This is a genomic window from Microbacterium schleiferi, assembly GCF_038150145.1.
GTDB classification, from domain to species: Bacteria; Actinomycetota; Actinomycetes; order Actinomycetales; family Microbacteriaceae; genus Microbacterium; species Microbacterium schleiferi_B.
This window is the reverse complement of the sequence record NZ_JBBWSA010000004.1, coordinates 181,687-201,246: the sequence shown is the minus strand read 5'-3', so window position 1 is coordinate 201,246 and position 19,560 is coordinate 181,687. Positions and strand designations below refer to the sequence as shown.

Sequence of the window (19,560 nt, the reverse complement as noted above, 5' to 3'; positions counted from 1 at the left end):
CGATAACACGCTAGTGCTCGGCCGTGATATCGTCAACATTGGAGGGCCCAATGACCCAGCAACGACGCGCATCCATGGCCGATGTCGCGGAACTGGCCGGCGTGTCGACGCAGACTGTATCGCGGGTTGCCAACGGCAGCCCGCGCGTCGACCCCGTGACGCGCACGCGTGTCGAGGCGGCCATGGCCCAGGCCGGCTATCGAGTCCACCGGGCAGCCCGGGCGCTGCGCACCGGCCGCACCGGAGTCGTCGGGGCCGTCGTGTCGACCCTCGCCACCGTCGGTAACTCCATGCTGCTCGAGGCCGTCGTCGACGAGGCATCTGCGCGCGGCTACGCCGTCGCCGTCGCACGTATCGGCGAGGGTGGCCCGGCCGAGGCCTTCGAGCGGCTCCGCGATCAGGGTGTGGATGGGGCGATCGTGGTCAACGAGGCGTCAGCGCTTCTTCGTCAGAGCGAGCTGCCCACCGACCTGCGTCTGGCTGTGGTCGATTCACCGCCCGACGACCGGTACGCGGGGGTGGAAACCGCCCACGCTGCCGGCTCAGCAGCCGCGACGGCGCACCTTCGTGAACTCGGGCACCGTGTCATCGCTCACATTGCCGGGCCAGAGTCGTCCTATGCCGCCGCCGAACGTGAGCGCGGGTGGCGTGAGACTCTCGTGGCTGCGGGTCTGCAGCCAGGCGCGCTGTTGCGCGGCGCGTGGGACTCGGCGTCGGGTTACCGGGCGGGTCTAGAGCTTCTCGCGAACCTCGACGCCAGTGATCCCGTGACAGCGGTTGTCGTCGCAAATGATCAGATGGCGCTCGGCGTCCTGCGAGCGGCCTCCGAACTCGGCATCCTCGTGCCCGAACAGCTGAGTGTCGTCGGGTTCGACGATGTGGCGGATGCCGCGAACTTCACCCCAGCGCTCACGACGGTGCGTCAGCGATTCGATCTGCTCGGACAGCGCGCGGTAGCCGCCGTACTCGACGGCGCAGAGGCGGGATCGCGAGAGGTGATCGATGCGCCGCTGGTTGTTCGCGGCAGCAGCGCAGCGCCCTTCGTGCAGCCTGCCTGATCGTTTCGCGACCGCGACCGCGACCGCTCAGAGCGCGTTCTGGCGCGCTTCCCACCCGGTGCGCACCATCTCGTCGATCGAGTAGCGCATCTGCCAGTCGAGGTCGCGGGCAGCGAGTTCTCCCGTCGCGACGATTCGGTCGGGGTCGCCAGGGCGACGCGGCCCGACCTCGGGAGTGAACGCGATCCCGGTGACCCGAGCCATGGCATCCATGATCTCGCGCACCGACAGCCCGTTCTGCGACCCGAGGTTGTAGGCGGCCTCGATCGGTTCGCCCGCGATCAGGCGTTGCGCGGCGGCGACGTGAGCGGCGGCGATGTCACCGACGTGCACGTAATCGCGCACGTTGGTGCCGTCGGGGGTGTCGTAGTCGTCGCCGTTGATGCGTGGTGTCTCGCCCGCAATCAGCTTCTCGAAAACGATCGGGAAGAGGTTGTGCGGGCTCGTGTCGTAGACGCTCGGGTCGGCCGACCCGACGACGTTGAAGTAGCGCAGCGACGTGTGCCGCAGCGGTGCGTGGGTGTCGGCAGTCGCGCGCGCCTGATCGGCGATGAGCCACTCGCCGATGAGTTTGGACTCGCCGTAGGGGGAGGCTGGGCGCTTGGGGAGGTCCTCGACCACGAGCGGCACATCCGGGGTCCCGTACACCGCGGCGCTGGACGAGAACACGATCTTGGTCACTCCCGCCGCCGCCATCGCCTCGAGCACGATCCGGGTGCCCTCGACGTTCTGGTGGTACGTGTGCAGGGGCCGGGTGACCGAGACGCCGGCGTACTTGTAGCCGGCGACATGGATGACGCCCTCGACCTCATGCTCGCGCAGCGTTTCTTCGACGAGCTCGCGGTTGAGGATGGAGCCGCGCACGAACGGCACGCCCGCCGGCACGAAGCCGTCGTGTCCGCTGGACAGGTCATCGATGACGACCGGGGCGATCCCCGCGGCGGACAGCGCGCGGACGACGTGGGCACCGATGTATCCGGCACCGCCGGTGACAAGCCAGCTCATGGCTTCCATCCTGTCAGGTCGGGGATCACTCTTCGGTCGGGCCGAGGAGCGCGGAGGGGACGAAGCGTGCGGTCGCCGAGCTCGCGGCATCCAGAGTCAGCACGACGATCTCATTGGTCCTGGCGCGCGTCACCGGCGCTGGGACGTAGAGCGTGCGCTGGGGGCCTGCGCTCCAGAAGCGGCCCAGGAGGAACCCGTTGATCAGGGCGAAGTTCGGAATCGAGCTTGTCGTCGCTCGCAACTATGCGCTCGCGCTCGTGCTGATCACGCCCCTGGTCCTCGTCCTGACAGGCGCGGCAGCCGGAGAGTTCGGCTCGGTGGCGATCGCCGGCGAGCGTGTCGTCGACACGATCGTCGGGTCAGCGCTGGCGGTTGCCGTCAGCTTCGTTCCGCTTCGGGCGTACCGCAGGCCGGCCTAGGAACCGAGAGCCGCGGAAACGACGGCGCGCGCCTGCTCCTGCACCTCGCGCAGGTGCTCTTCGCCCTTGAGTGATTCGGCGTAGAGCTTGTAGACGTCTTCCGTGCCCGACGGCCGTGCAGCAAACCACGCGCTCTCGGTCTGCACCTTGAGGCCGCCGATCGCTGCGCCGTTGCCGGGCGCGTGCGAGAGCTTCGCGGTGATCGGTTCGCCGGCAAGCTCGGTAGCTGTCACCGACTCGGGGGAGAGCTTCGAGAGCGTCGCCTTCTGCGCGGGAGTGGCCGGCGCATCAACCCGCTGGTAGGCGGATGACCCGAACTGTTCGTCGAGCTCGGCATAGCGCTGCGAGGGTGTTTTGCCGGTGACGGCGAGGATTTCAGCGGCGAGCAGGCACAGCAGGATGCCGTCCTTGTCGGTTGTCCACACCGACCCGTCCTTGCGGAGGAAGGACGCGCCGGCCGACTCTTCACCGCCGAACGCGACAGATCCATCGAGCAGACCTGGCACGAACCATTTGAATCCAACCGGCACCTCGTAGAGGTCCCTGCCCAGGGCCGCGACGACGCGGTCGATGATCATCGACGAGACCAGGGTCTTGCCGACCGCGGCATCCGATTCCCATCCGTCGCGGTGCGAGAAGAGGTAGTCGATCGCGACGGCGAGGTAGTGGTTGGGGTTCATGAGTCCGGCATCCGGGGTGACGATGCCGTGGCGGTCGGCGTCGGCGTCGTTGCCGGTGAGGATGTCGAACTCGTGGCGGCGGGCGACCAGCGATGCCATCGCGGAGGGGGAGGAGGGATCCATGCGGATCTTCTCGTCCCAGTCCAGCGTCATGAATCGCCAGGTCGGGTCGACGTCGGGGTTCACGACGGTAAGGTCCAAGCCGTAGACCTCGGCGATGTAGGCCCAGTACTCGACTGACGCACCGCCGAGCGGGTCGGCGCCGATCCGGATGCCGGCGCGGGCGATCGCGTTGACGTCGATGATGTTCTCGAGGTCGCGCACGTAGGCGTCACGGAAGTCGTAGGAACCGATGCGCTCGCCGTCCATATCGGCGAAGCGCACCCGCTTCACACCCTCGAGACCTGCCGCGATGAGCTCGTTGGCCCGGTTCGCAATCCAGCCCGTCGCGTCGGTGTCGGCGGGACCACCGTGGGGCGGGTTGTACTTGAAGCCGCCGTCCCGGGGCGGGTTGTGCGATGGGGTGACGACGATGCCGTCGGCACGCGTCGGGTCGTCGCCGGCCTTGCCGCGGTTGAAGGTCAGGATCGCGTGGCTGAGCGCCGGGGTCGGTACCCAGGAGTCACGCGAGTCGACGCGCACGCCGACGCCGTTGGCCACCAGCACTTCGATGGCGCTGCGCTCGGCCGGTCGGGAGAGCCCGTGGGTGTCGCGGCCCAGGAACAGGGGACCGGCGATGCCATTAGCCGTGCGGTAGTCGACGATCGCCTGCGTCGTGGCGAGGATGTGCACCTCGTTGAAGCTCGTCGACAGCGATGAACCGCGGTGACCGCTCGTTCCGAACGCGACGCGCTGCTCCGGCACCGCCGGATCCGGGACCCGTTCGTAATACGCGGCGATCAGTTCGTCGATGTCGATGAGGTCGGATTCTTCGGCTGGCAGACCTGCGCGGCTCATGAACACAGTCTGTCACCCGAGCGAGCGCACGCAATCCCGCGTGGCCTCTCGATGCCGATGCCCCCTGCTCTGGGGGCTGAACTGCGTGGGGTCGAGCCGCAGGTCTAGGCTGGGTTGCCGTGAGCGACGAGCCCGAAGCTACCCGCCGGACCTATAGCTATCTCGGACCCGCGGGGACCTTTACCGAAGCGGCTCTGGCGCAGGTGCCGGAGGCCCGCGGGCAGATCTGGCGCCCCGTCCGCAATGTCGGCGAGGCGCTCGCCGATGTCGTCGAGGGTCGATCGGATGCCGCGATGATCGCGATCGAGAACTCGGTCGACGGTGGGGTTTCGACCGCGCAAGACGCCCTCGCGACGATGCCCGGACTGCGCATCGTCGGCGAGTACCTCGTTCCGGTCGAGTTCGTCCTCGTCGGGCGGCCCGGCACACGGCTTGAGGACGTGTCGCTGGTGGCTGCGCATCCCGTCGCCTACGCCCAGTGCCTGCGGTGGCTTACCGGCACTCTTCCCGCCCACGCCCATATCCCGGCGGCGTCGAACGTCGCGAGCGCTGTCGGGCTGATCGACGGTACCTCGGATGCCGATGCCGCGATCGCTGCCCCCGGCATCCTGGAGCACCTCGATGTCGAGCTGCTGGCCGAGGGTATCGGTGACAACGCCGAGGCTGTCACGCGGTTCGTGCTGGTCAGTCGGACCGTCGCGCCACCTGAGCCGACCGGTGCCGACAAGACATCGCTCATCGCCGAGCTGCCCGATGATCACCCCGGGGCCCTTCTGGAGATGCTCGAGCAGTTCGCAACGCGCGGGATCAACCTGAGTCTGCTTGCATCGCGGCCGATCGGCGATGCGCTGGGCCGCTATCGATTCGTGATCGACGCCGACGGGCACATCAAGGACGAACGTATGGCCGATGCGCTCTTGGGGCTGCGGCGTTTCAGTCCCAAGGTCATCTTCCTCGGTTCCTATCCCCGCGCCGACCACGCGGTCGTCCGCTACCCCGACCGGTACTCCGACGATGTGTTCGTCGAGGCTCGAGACTGGTTGCGCGGCCTGCTCTCGGGTGAACCCGACCGCTGAGGCCTGCGATGGAAACTCTGGCGGTGGTTGCGGCATGGGTCGCGGTGGTCCTGCTCCTTGTGCTCGTCGGATTTCAAGTAGCGCTCGCGGCCGGGGTGTCGTGGGGGAAGGCGGCCTACGGTGGCGCATCGGCGACGCTCGAGCCACGGCTTCGTATCGCCAGCGGCATAGCGGCGGTGGTCTGGGCACTCGTCGCGTGGTTCTTCCTGTCCCTTGCAATCCCCGCTCTCGCGGGGCCGGTGCCTGACTCGTGGAACATCGTTGTGCTGTGGGTGCTCGTGGGGCTGTTTGCGATCGCGACCGCGATGAACGGAATCTCACGGAGTCGCATCGAACGTGCGATCTGGACGCCCGTTTCTGCCGTGCTCCTGGGGTGCGCGTTGGTGATCGTCTTTCGCATCATCGGCGCCTCGACCATGGCCGGTTAGTCAGCGCGCGTTCTTGACCGTCTCGTAGGCGGCCAGCGCCGCGTCACGTGTGGCCTTGAGGTCGACGATCGGCTCGGGCGCATCCTCACCGGCGTGCTCGGGAGCCCACCGGCCCACGTAGGCTCCGTCGGGATCGAACTTGGCGGCCTGCAGCTCCGGGTTGAAGATGCGGAAGTAGGGTGCGGCGTCGGCGCCGGAGCCGGCCACCCACTGCCAGCCGAACGGGTTGGATGCGGCATCCGCATCCACGAGGGTGTCCCAGAACCACTGCTCGCCCTTACGCCAGTCGATCATGAGGTTCTTGGTGAGGAAGGATGCCGTCACCATCCGGACGCGGTTGTGCATCGTTCCGGTGTGCCAGAGCTCGCGCATCCCGGCATCCACGAGCGCGACACCGGTGCGCCCGCGCTGCCAGGCCTCCAGTCGGGCCGGGTTCAGCCGCGGCCAGGGGAACGCGTCGAACTCGGAGCGCCAGTTCTTGGTCGCAAGGTCGGGGAAGTGGAAGAGGACGTGCCAGGCGAACTCGCGCCAGCCGACTTCGGCGAGGAACTTCTGTGCCGCGTTCGCGTGAGGCCCCCCTGCGTGGCGCGCCCGTGTCTGATGCCAGATCTCGTGCGGGCTGATCTCTCCCCACCGGAGGTGCGGGGACAGGCGCGAGGTCACTGCACGGTCGGGCCGGTCGCGCTTTGTCGCGTAGTCAGGCAGGTCGTCGGCCAGGAACGCCTCGAGTCGGGTATGAGCTGAGGCCTCGCCGGGTTCCCAGGTCTCGCGAAAGCCCGTGGCCCAGTCGGGGTCGGTGGGCAAGAGCTGCCAGTCGGTCACGTCGTCGCTGTCGACGGCGGGCCGGGCGCCGCGTGCCCCCGTGGGGGCGGGAAGCGGCTCGCGTGGTTCGGGGAGTGCCAGGCACGCCTTCCAGAACGGGGTGAAGACACCGTACGGTGTGCCGGAGCCGGTGCGGACGGTCCACGGCTCGAACAGCAGGTTCGCGCCGAAGGAGCGCACATCGAGGCCGGCATCCCGCAGCTCGGATTTCAGCTGGGCGTCGATGTCGCGCTCGGGCAGGCCGTAGCGCCGGTTCCAGTAGATCGCGTCAGCGCCTGTCTCGGCGACGAGCTCGCGGATCATCTTGCCCGCGGCTCCTCGCCGCAGGACGAGGGTGATGCCGAGCCCGTTCAGCTCGCCCTCGAGGGCGTTCAGGCTGTGGTGGAGCCACCAGCGACTCGCTCCACCGAGCGGACGGATGCCGGGGGAGCGTTCTTCGAAGACGAAGACCGCGACGATCGGCTCTCCGCGGTTCACGGCTTCGTGAAGGGCGGGATTGTCGCCGATCCGCAGGTCGTCTCGGAACCAGACGATCGTGCGAGAGGTCACGTTGGGATGCTAACGCCCTGTCAACGCTGCTGGGGCCGTTCGAGCGCGACCCGACGCGATAGGTTCTGTCGTGTGGGCACACCCGAGTGCCTGCGTCATCGGTGCAGAGGAGCCCCCGATGCGACGTCAGGTCGTCTCCACCCCACCTCGGTCCCGCCGGTCGGTCGGCCCGACGCGCGGCATCCGTCGCTCGGCCATCGTGTCGGCGGTTGCCGGGGCTTTGCTGCTGTCGGCGTGTGCCGCCGACACCGATCCGGACCGGTCTGTCACCATCGAGGGCGCCGACGCGTCTCTCATTCGCGCCACCGTGGAAGAGTCGATCGCCCAGACCGGCGCGCAGGCCGTCATCGTTCGGGTGATGCGCGGCGACGAGGTGCTTCTCACGCAGGCCTGGGGTGAGTCCATGACGGGGGTTCCCGCCACCGTTGACATGCACTTCCGAAATGGTGCGGTGGCGATCCCGCAGGTCGCGACCGTGCTGCTGCAGCTCGTCGACGAAGGGGTCGTGAGCCTGGATGACCGGCTGTCGACCTGGCTGCCCGACGTGCCGTTCGCCGACGAGGTAGAACTCGGTCAACTCGCCCAGATGACCTCGGGGTATGCCGACTATCTGTGGAGTGATGAGTTCCGCGATGGATTCTTCGCCGACCCGTTCCGGCAGTGGACACCCGACGAGCTCGTCGCGATGGCGACTGCCCAACCCCACGTGTACCCGCCGGGGACCAACTGGAACTACGCGCACACGAACTACGTGCTGCTCGGTCTCGCGCTCGAGGAGATCATGGGGCGACCTCTGGACCAGCTCATCCAGGAACGCATTCTTGATCCGCTCGGGATGACCGAGACTGCCGATCCTGGGACGCCGGAGCTGCTGCAGCCCGCGCTCCACGCCTATGACAGCGAGCGGCGGCCAGCGCTCGGGATCCCGGACGGTGTGCCCTTCGTTGAGGAGTCGACGTCGTGGAACCCGTCGTGGTCTCTCGCGCGCGGAGCGATTCAGAACTCCGACATCACCGATACCGCCACGGTGATCCGTGCCGTGGGTCGAGGCGACCTTCTCAGCGACGAGAGCCACGCCCTGCAGATCGCGCCGACATTGCGGGGCACGACGACTGCCGTCGACGGATGTCCGTCCTGCTTGGAGCAGAACGAGGCGTACACCTACGGCTATGGGATCGTGCTGTCCGGCGACTGGTTGATACAGAACCCCCTCTTCCACGGATATGCCGGCGTTGCTGCCTATCTCCCCACCGAGGACCTCACGATCGCGGTCGCTGCCACATACGGCGACGAATCGTTCGACGAGGACGGCCAGCCTCGAGGGAACATCGCGATGACGATCTTCCGCGACCTTGCGGCGGTGCTCGCCCCGGAGCACCCGGTTCCGTCCCGCTCCTGACGAGAGGTCGGGTCGTGCCCGGTGGGTGCTCTCAGGCCGCCGGTGCGAGCAGTTCGAGGGTTCGAAGGCGGGCGGGCGCGGCATCCATCGGGTCGCTGTCGCGAGCGGCCGCGACCGGCGAGATCATGACCTCATCTACCTGCCACCGCGTTGCGAACTCCCGCAGTCGCTCGGCCACGGCGTCCGGTGTGCCGATGAACCAGCGCTCTGCTGCCCACGATTCCAGAGGCGCCGCCAGGCGGTCTGCTGCCTCGGCGGCGTGCGCCTGTTCCACGGTTTCGAGTGCTGTCAGGGGCCGCCCTCCGCGAAGCCGCGCCATCATGCGAAGCTGCGGCAGAGCGAGGGCTCGGGCTTCGGCATCCGTGTCGGCGACGACGACGTTTGCCGTGAGGAACGTCCTTGGGGTCTCGCCTTCGCTGGCCGGGCGGAACTGCGAGCGGTACAGGTCGAGTGCGCGTTCAAGCCCGTCACCGGAGAAGTGATTGGCGAAGACGTAGGCAAGACCCATGGATGCCGCGAGCTGCGCCGAGTAGTCGCTGGAGCCGAGCAGCCAGACCTCCGGTGCGGCACTGGCCGCGGGAGTGGCCCGAACGGCGTACTCCTGGCCGGAGGTGAAGCGAAGGCTCGCGCCCTCGGGAGAGGCGAGGGCGAGGATGTCGCGGATGTTGTCGGGGAAGCGGTCGACGTCGCTCGTGGTCCCGGACTGTCGCAGGAGTTGCGTGATGACGGGGTCGCTGCCGGGCGCTCGGCCGATGCCGAGGTCGATGCGCCCCGGGGCGATCGCTTCGAGCGCGGCGAACTGTTCGGCGACGACGAGGGGCGAGTGGTTGGGCAGCATGACCCCGCCCGAGCCGAGCCGGATGCGCGAGGTGCGTGCCGCTGCTGCCGCGACCAGGACCGGCGGTGTGGTGGAGGCGACCGCCGGCATGTTGTGGTGCTCGGCAAACCAGTAGCGCCGGTACCCGAGCCGGTCCGCCGCGTCGGCGGTGGCGAGGGATGCGGCGATCGCCTGGGCGCTGGTCTGCCCGGTGCGGACCGGGACGAGGTCGAGGACGGAGAGGGCAAGCGGTGTGGCAGACATCGGTATCGGAAACGCCGGATGTCCCCCGGTCATTCCGGTGCGCAGCACCCGCTCTATCGGGTGGCGCCGGGCTCGGACGCGTGGACGGCGTCGGCGAGCAGTGTGATCGCTGCGTCAACCGCGGCGGGCAGGACCTCCTCGGGTTCGTCGCCGAGGTCGAGGCGAACGTGCCCCACACCGCTCGCGGAGGCCCAGCCGAGGTAGACCGTCCCCGGCGGGTGGCCGTCGCTCGGCTCGGGACCGCCCACGCCCGTCGTGGAAACGGCGACGTCGGCATCCATGAGGTCTCGGACTCCCGCGGCAAGTTGTTCGGCGCATTCGGGCGAGCAGGGGTCGAGGTTCGGCTCGACGCCGAGCACGTTCTGCTTGATGTCGTAGAGGTAGGCGACGACGCCGCCGGCGAACCATTCCGCGGCGTTTTGGCCCTTGCCCACCTCGCTCGCCAGCAGCCCTGACGTGAGCGACTCGGCGACGGCTACGCGGATGCCTCGGTGCTGTGCGATCTCGGCGAGTCGACGAATGTCGTTCATGGTCACCTCCGCGAGCAGGATAGCCGCCGAGGTGTGCCACAGCGTGCTCAGTCGAGGGGGCTTGCGCGCGAGTCAGAAAGGTGCTGGGTCGCTCTGACTACTCGGGGGTTCGTCAGGTGTGAAGTGCACGGAGACGGGCGGCGGATGGTCTGTGTAGATCCGGCCGGTCGGCGAGGTGAACTGGAGGATGCCGCCGTCGAGTTGCTGCACCTGCCAGGCCGTGAATTGCTTCATCGAGTGATGTCGCTGACAGAAATGGCAGAGATTCCCGTGCTCGGTCCTGCCGCCCGTGGCGTGATCATCGTTGTGGTCGACCTCGCAGCGGATGGCTGGGATGCGGCATCCGAGTGTCCGACAGTGTTGGTCCCGGGCTCTGAGCCAGCGGTTCAGTGCCGCGGGCCTCGCATACCCGTCGGCCGCGAGCACCGACCCGTTGACCGGATGGGTGACGAGCCGCTCCCACCAGGTCGCGCCAGCGGCGAGCTCACGCGCCGTCTCAGGGTCGATGGGGGAGTGCCCGACGAGGTCGGCGGGCCCAGCGGTTTCGGTACCGGCCAGGGCGAGCGCGGGAACGACGACCTGTACCTTGGCGCGGATCGCGCCGAGCGGGCCCGGTCCGTCGCCGGCGGCAGGGTCGACAACGGGTGAGCCAGCGAGCAGTAGCTGTGCGAACAGGTCGGCCCGGATCTGATCGATCGTGCGGGTATCGCCGGTGAAGACGTTTCCCTGCACGTCGGGCCCCTGCTCGGTGGCATCCGGGCTCGGTCGCGAATCGATGACGGCGCGCGCCATCTGGGTCAGCCGGTCGTCGATGCCGACAGCGATCACCGTCGGCACCGGCGTGCACACCTCGCTCATTCCGTCTGACAACGGCCTGATTCGCACGGCGCGCCCCTCGCGCGCTTCCTGGTGTCGCTCCTGCGGGGTGCGGGGGTGTATGCGCTCGGCGAGGATCATGACAGAGGCGCGGACCCGGTTCGCCGAGTCGGTCAGGCATCGTTCGGTGGCCAGCCGGTCGAACTCCGCGCGCACGTCGGCGGGAAGTGGGGTGCCGGCCTCGACGACGAGGCTGACGTGCTGTCGGGTGATCGAGCCGGTCTCGCGTGCCGCGAGCAGGGTGGGGTAGTCCTCGACGAGCTGAACCGCGTCATTGATCTGGCGCTGCATCGACCGGTCACTGACCCGCGAGGCGGCGCCGAGCTCCAGCGCGATCGACCGCAGCGCCATGTCGTGGGCGCGCACCCTGGCCGTCTGGCCCATCGCCTGCTTCCGCGCCAACTGACCGGCGCGAGCGAGGACCCGCACGCGAGCTACCTCTTCGCGAGCTGCCCGAATCTCGACGTCTTCGAAGTCGGCGACGATCTGGCACAGGGCGCCGCGGTCGGCATCCGTGTACCCGATCACCGGTCCAATCGACCGGTCACCCTTCTCGACATTCGAAGACATGTTCTAATGATGACAGGGGCCTCGGACATTGAGTCAGTCGCGCGGGCCGTTCTCGAACAGCGACAGAACCCGCTTCTCACGCTCCACTGATGTCGTGACCGGCGGGGATTGCGATGACGAGACCCTTCTGCTCGATGCGGCACTCGATCCGCACGGCCTCGCCGAACTCGTCCCCGTCGAGCTGTACAGGCTGGGCTGCCTCGGGCATGATCTCGACGGTCGTCCCGCGCGAGTAGACGATCGCGTTGTCAGCTGTGCGCAACTTCAGGAATGCCCGGCTGCGATGGAAGTGACGGCGAAGGAAGCCATTGATCCATGCGACCCTGCGCCACACGAAGAACCAGCCGAAGAAGCCCTTGGGCTGGATGACCGCGACATCCAGCTGTCCATCGGCGACCGACGCTTCGGGGATGAGCGACAGGCCAGCGGGGAGCGAGCCGCAGTTGGCGAACAACACGCTCTGCACGCGGGCGGTCCGCATCCGCTGTCCCGACACTTCGTACAGGATGCGGAACGGCTTGGCGCTCCACAGGGAACGAGCTGCTCCGTCGACGTAGGCGATCCAACCGAGGCGCTTCTTGAGGTCGCTGTTCGTGTTGGCGATCATCGCCGCATCCATGCCCATGCCGCCCATCACGACGAAGGCGTGCTCCTCGCTGGACCCATCGGCGCGTCGGATCTCGGCGATCCCGACGTCGATCGTCTCGTGATCTCCCGAGAACGTCGCCGTCACCATCGCATCGGGCGGCGACAGCGGTAGTTGCAGGTTGCGCGCAAGCAGGTTCCCGGTTCCCGACGGAACGATCGTCAAGGGCACGCCGGTTCCGGTGAGCGCCTCGGCCACCGCCCGAACGGTGCCATCGCCGCCGGCGACGAGCACTGCATCCGCGCCGGCGTCGAGCGCCTCTCGCGTCGCGAGCTGGCCGAGATCATCGACTGTCGTCTCGAAGAACAGCGGGGCTCCCCAGCCGGCGGCGGCAGACTCCCGCTCGACGGAAGCGCGGATGGCATCCTGATCGACCTTGATCGGGTTGTATACGAGGGCCGCTCTCTTGGCATCGCCCGGTGCCGCTTCGTGACCGGTGGCGTCGACCGGCGAATCGGTGCCGGGATCGTTAGTCGGCGCGGCTTCCTCGTTGGATGCGGAAGCGTGCGTCATGCACACACGATAACCCTCCCAGCCCGGCGAGCCTGATGTCCGGGCGCCAAGCCCCGGACCGAACGCAGGATGAACTAGCTGCCATGCCGTCGTACGGGGGCCGGATGCTGTTCTCCTCCTGCGTTCGGGACGAGAGGGTGTCGCCCCGATACAGCGGAGCCGGTTCCGGGTGCTGTGACAGACTTATCGGGTGATCGATCCCGTGCTGCTTCGTGAAAATCCTGAGCTGGTCAAGCGCTCGCAGGAGGCTCGCGGGCACTCGTCCGAGACGGTGGATGCCGCCCTCGACGCAGACCGCGAGCGTCGTGCCGCGATTACGGCCTTTGAGGAGCTGCGTGCCGCGCAGAACGCCCACGGCAAGCGGGTCGCGCAGGCGCCGAAGGATGAGAAGGCTGCGCTGGTGGCCGAAGCCAAGGAGCTGAGCGAGCAGGTCAAGCAGGCCCAGCAGCGGGTGACTGTCGCCGAAGAGGCTGCCGATGCAGCACTGTCGCGCATCGAGAACATCGTCATCGATGGCGTGCCGGCCGGTGGCGAGGCCGACTTCGTGACGCTCCGCACGCATGGCGAGCCGCGCACATTCGACTTCACCCCGCGCGACCACCTCGAGATCGGCGAGATCCTCGGCGCCATCGACATGGAGCGCGGCACGAAGGTGTCGGGCAGCCGCTTCTACTTCCTCACCGGGATTGGTGCGCGCCTCGAGCTGGCGATCATGAACCTCGCCCTCGACCGCGCCCTGCAGGCGGGGTTCATTCCCGTCATCCCGCCGACCCTCGTCCGTCCCGAGGTGATGCGCGGCACCGGATTCCTCGGTGAGCACGCCGACGAGATCTATCATCTCGAGGAGGACGACCTCTTCCTCGTCGGTACCAGCGAAGTTCCGCTCGCCGGCTACCACATGGACGAGATCATCGACTTCGCGAAGGGCCCCAAACGCTACGCCGGCTGGTCGACGTGCTACCGGCGCGAGGCGGGTTCGTACGGCAAGGACACGCGTGGCATCATCCGGGTCCACCAGTTCAACAAGCTCGAGATGTTCGTCTACACGAGCCTCGAGGATGCCGAAGCCGAGCACCTCCGCCTCGTCGAGATGCAGGAGCGGATGCTGCAAGACCTCGGCCTCGCGTACCGGGTCATCGACGTGGCCGCCGGTGACCTCGGGTCGAGTGCCGCTCGCAAGTACGACGTCGAGGCGTGGGTCCCCACGCAGGATGCGTACCGCGAACTCACCAGCACGAGCAACTGCACGACGTTCCAGGCGCGTCGGCTCGACATCCGCCACCGCCCCGACGGTGGCAAGACCCAGCACGTCGCAACGCTCAACGGGACGCTGGCAACGACCCGGTGGATCGTCGCGTTGCTTGAGACCCACCAGCGCGAGGACGGGTCGGTCACGGTTCCCGAGGTGCTTCGCCCGTACCTCGGCGGGCTGGAGATCCTGGAGCCGGTAGCGTGACGGATGCCGGGGTGCCGCGGGCAGGCGAGGTCGAGGCGGTTCCCGAAGCGGATGCCGCCGAGATCGTCGAGGAGCTCGCTGAAGAGACCGAGCGCCACCCCGGGAGCACGCCGAGACTGCTGATCGCCCTGGATATCGACGGCACGGTGCTGCTTGAGGACGAAACCCTGAGCCCCGGCGTCGTCGAGGCCGTGGAGCACGCTCGCCGCGCCGGGCACGAGGTCATGCTCGCCACCGGCCGCTCGTGGGCGAGCACTCGCGGGGTCGTTCGCGTCCTCGAGATCGAACCCGATTACGTCGTGTGCTCGAACGGCACCGTCATCCTCAAGAAGATCGAGGGTGACGAGGTGCGGTACGAGCAGGTGCACACCGAGACTTTCGACGCGACCGAGGTTGTTACGCTGCTGCGCGAGCACCTGCCCGACGCGAAGTACATGGTCGAACTCGAAGACGGCAGTCGCCTCTATACCGAGGAACTCGATGACTGGAACCTGCTCGGCGCGCGCCGCGTCGCGTTCGAAGAGCTCACCCGTGAGCCGGTGTGCCGCGTCGTGGTCGTTTCGCCCGATCACGCCGAGGGGGACTTCGTCGACCTCGTCGCACAGGTCGGGCTGAACGAGGTCTCGTACGCGATCGGATGGACCGCCTGGCTCGACATCGCCCCGCCGGGCATCGACAAGTCCACCGCGCTGGAAATGGTGCGCGACTGGCTGGGATTCGACCCGCACGACGTGCTCGTGATCGGCGACGGCCGCAACGATGTGGGTATGTTCGCCTGGGCGCTCGAAAACGGCGGTCGTGCCATCGCGATGGCGCAGGGTCCGCAGGAAGTGCTCGACGCTGCCGGCGAGATCACGTCATCCGTTCACGAGGGCGGTGTGGCAGCGATCCTTCGCGCACTCTGACCCTCGCGGCGAGAACCTCGCCGGGGTGGTCGGATAGAGTGGACGCCGTTCGATGGATGCCGCGCGCGGCGTCATCGGGAGGGTTGTCCGAGCGGCCGATGGACCTGGTCTTGAAAACCAGTGGGCAGCAATGTCCCGTGGGTTCGAATCCCACACCCTCCGCAACGACGAAAGCGGGTCCCATAGGGGCCCGCTTTCGTCGTTATGGCCGGTTGAGCGGGATACGAACGCAGTTGGGCCCACGCCGCTGGAGGCTCCGCGCGCCGCGTAGCGGCGTGTGGAGCGGCGGTGGGGAGAATCCCACACCCTCCGCCATCTGAGGCCGCGCCGATCCGGAGCGAAAAGTGGGCTCGTCTTGTCGCATCCTGCGCCTATGGCGACAACATGCGCCAGTCTTTGCCTTGGATGCCGACGATTCGCGCCCACTTCTACCAGGCGCGCGAGCGCGCGACGCGTCGGGGGTTCAGCCGATCTTCGTCAGGGAGATATTCGTCGAGCCTTCGGGGCTGGCGAACAGGCCCGCGCAGTTCGCGTCGACTGTGACCTGGGTGTCGTTCGCACCCGGGGTGTGACGCAGCTGCAGTGGACCGAGCGGACCTTCGGGCAGCTGAACCGTGTACGACACGGTGCGGGACTCGCCCATCGGGAGCAGCAGCGTGCGGCTGAGCCCCTCGTTGCCGTGGTCCACTCCCGAGCGATCGCGGAAGTACGAGTCCTGGTAGTCGCCGCGTTTGGGATCGGTCGACAGAATCTCGCCACCGGGCGGCGCGAAGAAGAGGACATCGAGCATCATCGTGCGGGGATCGATACCACGGTTCACGTTGCGAAGCCCCAGCGTGTACTCGCTCTTGATGTCTTTGGTGATGCTGTTGTGCAGGTTCATGGTGACCGTGATCGTGCGCTCGTCGACGTTGCATGTGGCGTGCTGGTCGTAGGTCAGGTGATAGTTCAGTTTGCCGATCGAGTAGTCGTTGAAGTAGATGCCGAGCTGAGTGGCATCCGTGTTGTCTTCGCGCAGTGAGGCGTCGAGGCCGTACTCGGTCGCGAGAGCTTCGAGGCCCGGGTCGTTGAACCACATCTGGATGCGGCCTTCATCGGCGCTGCGCACGAGTTGATCCCACATCGCACTGAACTCCCAGTCGCCGCTGGTGAGTGCGCTGAACATCTTGGACGTCACCTCGTTGAAGTAGGCATCCATCGCTGCGTTGTCGGCGCCAAACCGCTCGTACGGCTCGCTCATGAGCAGCGATGCGGTGTTTTCGGCCGTGACCTGCTCGCCCGAATCGAGAGCGAGGGGTCCGGTCGCCTCGATGAGGTGAGCAAGCACGATCGGATCGATGGAGATCGCACCGTCGAACTCGGGCAGGTCTTCCCACTCGCGGGTCGCCTGGAAGAGTTCAACGGCGCGCGGGAATTCAGGCGTCATCGTGAAGTTCGAGGACCAGCTCACGAGCTCGCGGGGGTAGAGAGACTTGACGTCGCGGGGGAGCGTGATCAGCGAACCGTTGACGGTGTCGAATCCTAGCGAGGGAAGCCGCGTGTACATCAGGTCGACGCCGTTGTCTTGACCCACGAGCTCTGCCTGCCCGTTGTCCACCTTCAGAATCAGCCAGTGGGCGACGCCACCGCCGGTCGCACGGATCTCGGCCGGGGTCTGGATCATCACCTGGTAGAGCATCGGCCCGTTGGCGCCGGCTGCCTGCAGCAATGCAGGAAGGTTCTCTTGCGCGACCTTGAGGATCGGGATCGCCTGGTCGAGGAGGCCGACCATCTCGTCCATCGGTTCGTAGACGGCGGGCAAGACGTCGGTGCGGTCCATGCTCGCCGCGATGGCTGAGGCATCCTCGAACGACGAAATGATCGTCGGAAGCACCGTCTCGGCTTCGAGGAACGGTTGCAGGTTGATCCCGAGGCTGCCGTCCGCGCGCTGCTGGTCGACGTTCGCGGCCGAGACCATGTTGACGACGGGTGGGATGGATTCGCTCGCGATCGTGTTCACGGCTTCGGCGACCGTGCGCACCGCGAGGACGTTGTTACCGATGCGGGGGAGCGTGGATGCCAGGTCCCACAACGGACCGTTCGCGGTTTCGGAGGCGCGCTGGGTGCGAGCGACGATCTCGTCGCCAGCCTGCTGGAGGGTGTCGGTGTTACCCGACACAGCTGCCTCTGCAAGGCCCCCCAGCTGCGACTTGACGGTTTCGAGGTCATCGCGAACCTCGAGCACCTGGAGCGCGAAGACGCCTCCGAGAATGACGGTTCCGACCAGGATCAGTCCGAGCGGACTGAGCGCGATCCAGAACGTCCGCCATCCGCGCCGCCTGCGCGACGCTCCAGACTCAGGCGCGGCGTGCCGAGCCAGCGGCCGGGCCGGGGTGCGCCCTGTGCGCGTCTCGCGCCGGGTCGCCGGTGGCTTCGGGGTGACGGATGACGCCCTCGACCGGGTGCGTCGGGTGAGGGCCTGCGAATCCGGCGAATGGCCCGCGCTCAGGGCGGGCGGATTGCTAGGGGAGGGCTCGCCTGCCGGGACGGAATCGGCCTGCCGGTCGCCGTCAACGGTGGTCACGGCGCTGATGTTACCGGTCCCGTGTTGCGTAAAAGCCGAGCGCGAGCCGTGAAAGCGGGAATGGATGCTGTACATCGCATATGTGTCTCAGCAGCCGCGGTCAGCGACCGCACAGTGCACGTCCAGCGGCCATGGCATAACCTACCTTTCTTAAGGCATCCGTTCTTCGGCTTCGCTAACACCCGACGTCTTCGAGGTCAACGACGTGTGACCGAGAGGCGTCGCGCATAGCTGTCGAATCGAGCCTTGCGTCGCACGCCTGCGGACGAGGTGGGGTCGCGACGGTCGTCGGAAAGGAACTCTGTGAGCAAGACAGCACCGCAGGGCGGTCGCCAGACGGTGGCCCGTCATGGAGCGCTGAGGTCGCCGCATCCTTTCTCCGTCTTCATGAAGGCGCTCGGCATCGTCGTTGCCGTCATCCTCGTCTCCGGCACCGGAGTTGCCGCGTATGCCGTCTACGACCTGGCGGCCAGCTACGTCACAGAGAACACCGTCGAGCTTGAAGACCAGGTCGTCGTTCCGCCCGACATCGGTGCGATCGAGGGTGGCGTCAACCTGTTCATTGCGGGCACTGACGCGTGTGAGCCCGAGTTCTCAGCGATCTTCGGCGACCGCTGTTCGGGTTCCGACTCGGAGGGCGAACTCAACGACGTCAACATGCTCGTGCACATCTCGGATGCGCCGCGCCGTGTGACAGTCATCTCGTTCCCGCGCGACCTGATGATCCCGATTCCCTCGTGCGACCGCGGTGACGGTTCGACCTCATCCGCGATGAGCAAGCAGCCCCTGAACTCCGCGTTCTATGCGGGCGGTGGAGCAGAGGGCGGCGGGCTGTCCTGTGTCGTCAAGACCATCTCTCAGCTGAGCGGCCAGAGCATTCCGTTCGCCGCGAAGGTCACGTGGGGCGGCGTGATCAACATCACCGACGCGATCGGCGGGGTTGACGTCTGCGTCCAGGGCGGCATCAGCGACCCGCTGGCCGGCCTCTATCTGCCCGACGGGATCTCGACAGTTTCGGGAACCCAGGCGCTCGCCTTCCTGCGCACCCGCAAGGGGGTCGGTGACGGCTCGGACCTCGGCCGGATCAGCAACCAGCAGCAGTACATGTCGAGTCTCGCGAAGAAGCTCGTGAGCGAGAACGTGCTGTCTGACCCGACCACCCTCTACCGGCTCGCGACGGTCGCCATCGACAACATCACGAAGAGCTCGAGCCTGACCAACCCGCTGACACTCGTGCAGATCGCGCTCGCTATCAAGGACGTTCCGTTCGAGGACATCGTCTTCGTCCAGTATCCGGTCAATGGGGACCCCGACGACCCGAACAAGGTTGTGCCGAACTACGACGCCGCCGACCAACTGTGGGCAGCGCTCGCGGCCAACGCACCGCTCGAACTCACGGGCACGGCTGGCGCGAACGGCAGCGTTGTCGATGTGACTCCGACCGAGGAGCCGGCCCCCGAGACCACCGCAGACCCGAGTGCGACAGCCGCGCCTACGGAAGCACCTGCCCAGGAAGCCGCGGTTCTTCCGAACTCGATCACCGGCTCCACCGCAGCACAGACAACCTGCTCGGTCGGAAACCTCGGCTGACGGCATCCATTCGTCGCGGCGCACCGCAGCGGTTAGTATTGACGAGGCCATCCGCCCGATTCGGTACCGGATGCCTGGAGACGTCGCATAGTCAGGCCTAGTGCACCACCCTGCTAAGGTGGAGTCCCCTCCGGGGGACCGAGGGTTCAAATCCCTCCGTCTCCGCTCAGGTGGGCTCGTTTCAATCAGGTGAGCCGGTTTCGGCCCGATTCGGTTCGTGGCAAGTCGTGGCAGAACTGAATGCCTGGTCAGTGCCCGATCGGCGGACCGCCGCGGAGGCCGGTCACATTGCCATGCAGATCGCCATGGACGCGGGCATAACGCTGTGGGTGGCGCGTTCTGCCACGAACTTGCCACGTCGGAGACCGAGGGGCTGCGCGCCTCGGTCCGAGACCGGTACGTCGAATCCCTCGGTCTAGGGGCCGCGAGACGCTCGC

16 protein-coding genes and 2 tRNA genes are annotated in these 19,560 nt (G+C 67.3%); 10 read left to right on the top strand and 8 right to left on the bottom strand.

Features of this window, described 5'->3' with window-relative positions; all coding sequences use genetic code 11:
* Nucleotides 1–50: 50 nt before the first annotated feature.
* Entirely contained in the window at nucleotides 51–1,058 is a 1,008-nt protein-coding gene (locus AADH62_RS06055; protein ID WP_341578699.1) for a LacI family DNA-binding transcriptional regulator, read from the top strand.
* A gap of 27 nt (nucleotides 1,059–1,085) precedes the next feature.
* Here the strand turns inward: AADH62_RS06055 and galE are convergent, their stop codons facing one another.
* On the bottom strand, nucleotides 1,086–2,063 hold the full coding sequence (gene galE / locus AADH62_RS06050; protein ID WP_292800515.1) for a UDP-glucose 4-epimerase GalE: 978 nt from the start codon (nucleotides 2,061–2,063) through the stop codon (nucleotides 1,086–1,088).
* A 197-nt stretch (nucleotides 2,064–2,260) separates the two neighbouring features.
* Between galE and AADH62_RS06045 the strand changes: the two genes are divergently transcribed.
* Nucleotides 2,261–2,482, top strand: a complete 222-nt coding sequence (locus AADH62_RS06045) for an FUSC family protein (protein ID WP_267189684.1) — start codon at nucleotides 2,261–2,263, stop codon at nucleotides 2,480–2,482.
* On the opposite strand, the gene pgm is transcribed toward AADH62_RS06045, so the two are convergent.
* A complete protein-coding gene (gene pgm, locus AADH62_RS06040) occupies nucleotides 2,479–4,119 on the bottom strand; it encodes a phosphoglucomutase (alpha-D-glucose-1,6-bisphosphate-dependent) (RefSeq protein WP_341578698.1) in 1,641 nt (546 codons plus the stop codon). The genes AADH62_RS06045 and pgm overlap by 4 nt on opposite strands.
* Before the next feature lie 119 nt (nucleotides 4,120–4,238).
* Between pgm and pheA the strand changes: the two genes are divergently transcribed.
* Entirely contained in the window at nucleotides 4,239–5,195 is a 957-nt protein-coding gene (pheA, locus tag AADH62_RS06035; protein WP_228178406.1) for a prephenate dehydratase, read from the top strand.
* A gap of 23 nt (nucleotides 5,196–5,218) precedes the next feature.
* Nucleotides 5,219–5,623, top strand: coding sequence for a hypothetical protein (locus AADH62_RS06030; RefSeq protein WP_341578697.1), 405 nt, complete (start codon nucleotides 5,219–5,221; stop codon nucleotides 5,621–5,623).
* Here the strand turns inward: AADH62_RS06030 and AADH62_RS06025 are convergent, their stop codons facing one another.
* Nucleotides 5,624–6,994: a deoxyribodipyrimidine photo-lyase gene (locus AADH62_RS06025; protein WP_341578696.1), complete on the bottom strand. Its 1,371-nt coding sequence runs from the start codon at nucleotides 6,992–6,994 to the stop codon at nucleotides 5,624–5,626.
* A 118-nt stretch (nucleotides 6,995–7,112) separates the two neighbouring features.
* On the opposite strand from AADH62_RS06025, the gene AADH62_RS06020 reads away from it, so the two are divergent.
* Nucleotides 7,113–8,393 (top strand): serine hydrolase domain-containing protein, encoded by a 1,281-nt coding sequence (locus AADH62_RS06020; protein ID WP_341578695.1) that lies wholly within the window; start codon nucleotides 7,113–7,115, stop codon nucleotides 8,391–8,393.
* A gap of 31 nt (nucleotides 8,394–8,424) precedes the next feature.
* Here AADH62_RS06020 and AADH62_RS06015 read toward each other — a convergent pair whose 3' ends face one another.
* The 4 genes from AADH62_RS06015 to AADH62_RS06000 form a co-directional block, all read right to left on the bottom strand.
* Nucleotides 8,425–9,474 carry an LLM class flavin-dependent oxidoreductase gene (locus AADH62_RS06015; RefSeq protein WP_341578694.1) on the bottom strand — a complete coding sequence of 350 codons (1,050 nt, stop codon included), beginning with the start codon at nucleotides 9,472–9,474 and terminating at the stop codon, nucleotides 8,425–8,427.
* 53 nt (nucleotides 9,475–9,527) lie between these two features.
* Entirely contained in the window at nucleotides 9,528–10,004 is a 477-nt protein-coding gene (locus AADH62_RS06010; protein ID WP_341578693.1) for a nicotinamide-nucleotide amidohydrolase family protein, read from the bottom strand.
* Between the two features lie 72 nt (nucleotides 10,005–10,076).
* The gene (locus AADH62_RS06005) at nucleotides 10,077–11,450 is read right to left on the bottom strand and encodes an HNH endonuclease (RefSeq protein WP_341578692.1); all 1,374 of its coding nucleotides are present in this window, start codon (nucleotides 11,448–11,450) and stop codon (nucleotides 10,077–10,079) included.
* 76 nt (nucleotides 11,451–11,526) lie between these two features.
* Nucleotides 11,527–12,609, bottom strand: coding sequence for a diacylglycerol/lipid kinase family protein (locus tag AADH62_RS06000; protein WP_331791889.1), 1,083 nt, complete (start codon nucleotides 12,607–12,609; stop codon nucleotides 11,527–11,529).
* 190 nt (nucleotides 12,610–12,799) lie between these two features.
* On the opposite strand from AADH62_RS06000, the gene serS reads away from it, so the two are divergent.
* The 3 genes from serS to AADH62_RS05985 all read left to right on the top strand — a co-directional run bounded on the left by serS (nucleotide 12,800) and on the right by AADH62_RS05985 (nucleotide 15,132).
* Complete coding sequence (gene serS / locus AADH62_RS05995) at nucleotides 12,800–14,065, top strand: serine--tRNA ligase (protein ID WP_341578691.1); 1,266 nt, start codon at nucleotides 12,800–12,802, stop codon at nucleotides 14,063–14,065.
* On the top strand, nucleotides 14,062–14,970 hold the full coding sequence (locus tag AADH62_RS05990; RefSeq protein WP_341578690.1) for an HAD family hydrolase: 909 nt from the start codon (nucleotides 14,062–14,064) through the stop codon (nucleotides 14,968–14,970). Before serS ends, AADH62_RS05990 begins: the two co-directional genes overlap by 4 nt.
* Nucleotides 14,971–15,047: 77 nt before the next feature.
* Nucleotides 15,048–15,132 (top strand) — tRNA-Ser (locus AADH62_RS05985).
* Nucleotides 15,133–15,433: 301 nt separating this feature from the next.
* Here AADH62_RS05985 and AADH62_RS05980 read toward each other — a convergent pair.
* Nucleotides 15,434–17,533, bottom strand: coding sequence for a DUF4012 domain-containing protein (locus AADH62_RS05980; RefSeq protein WP_341578689.1), 2,100 nt, complete (start codon nucleotides 17,531–17,533; stop codon nucleotides 15,434–15,436).
* A 303-nt stretch (nucleotides 17,534–17,836) separates the two neighbouring features.
* Between AADH62_RS05980 and AADH62_RS05975 the strand changes: the two genes are divergently transcribed.
* Both AADH62_RS05975 and AADH62_RS05970 read left to right on the top strand, forming a co-directional pair.
* The gene (locus AADH62_RS05975; protein WP_341578688.1) at nucleotides 17,837–19,123 is read left to right on the top strand and encodes an LCP family protein; all 1,287 of its coding nucleotides are present in this window, start codon (nucleotides 17,837–17,839) and stop codon (nucleotides 19,121–19,123) included.
* A gap of 76 nt (nucleotides 19,124–19,199) precedes the next feature.
* Nucleotides 19,200–19,288, top strand: a tRNA-Ser gene (locus AADH62_RS05970).
* Nucleotides 19,289–19,560 lie beyond the last annotated feature (272 nt).